The organism is Mycobacterium sp. 1165178.9 (assembly GCF_001673555.1).
Taxonomy (GTDB): Bacteria; Actinomycetota; Actinomycetes; order Mycobacteriales; family Mycobacteriaceae; genus Mycobacterium.
In genome coordinates this window covers 1-553 of sequence record NZ_LZMB01000266.1, presented here as the reverse complement: position 1 = coordinate 553, position 553 = coordinate 1, and the positions used below count along the sequence as shown (strand labels likewise).

General features: G+C 73.8%; 1 protein-coding gene. It reads left to right on the top strand.

Annotated features, from left to right (window positions below):
* Positions 1-553 (top strand): FAD-binding oxidoreductase (locus A5652_RS11805; protein WP_156745288.1); only part of this gene is annotated, 553 nt, incomplete at both ends.

Genomic DNA, 553 nt, shown 5'->3' with positions numbered 1-553 from the left:
GGTGCTGCGGGTATGCCGGGACGCCGGGGTGCATGTGACGGTGCAGGGCGGCCGGACCTCGCTGGTGGCCGGCACCGTCCCCGAGCACCACGACGTGTTGTTGTCCACCGAGCGCCTGCACGCCGTGGCTGATGTCGACACCGTCGAACGCCGCATCGAGGTCGGTGCCGGGGCCACGCTGGCCGCGGTGCAACGGGCCGCCGCAGCGGCCGGTTTGGTGTTCGGCGTGGATCTGGCGGCCCGGGACACCGCGACCGTCGGCGGGATGGCGTCGACGAACGCCGGGGGTCTGCGCACGGTCCGGTACGGCAACATGGGCGAGCAGGTCGTCGGCGTGCAGGTGGCCCTGCCCGACGGGACACTGCTGCGCCGGCACAGCCGGGTGCGCCGGGACAACACCGGCTACGACCTGCCGGCGCTGTTCGTCGGCGCCGAGGGCACGCTGGGCGTCATCACCGAGTTGGACCTTCGGCTACACGCCAGCCCGTCGCACCGGGTGACGGCGATCTGCGGGTTCGCCGACCTCGAGGCCTTGGTGGCCGCCGGGCGCACC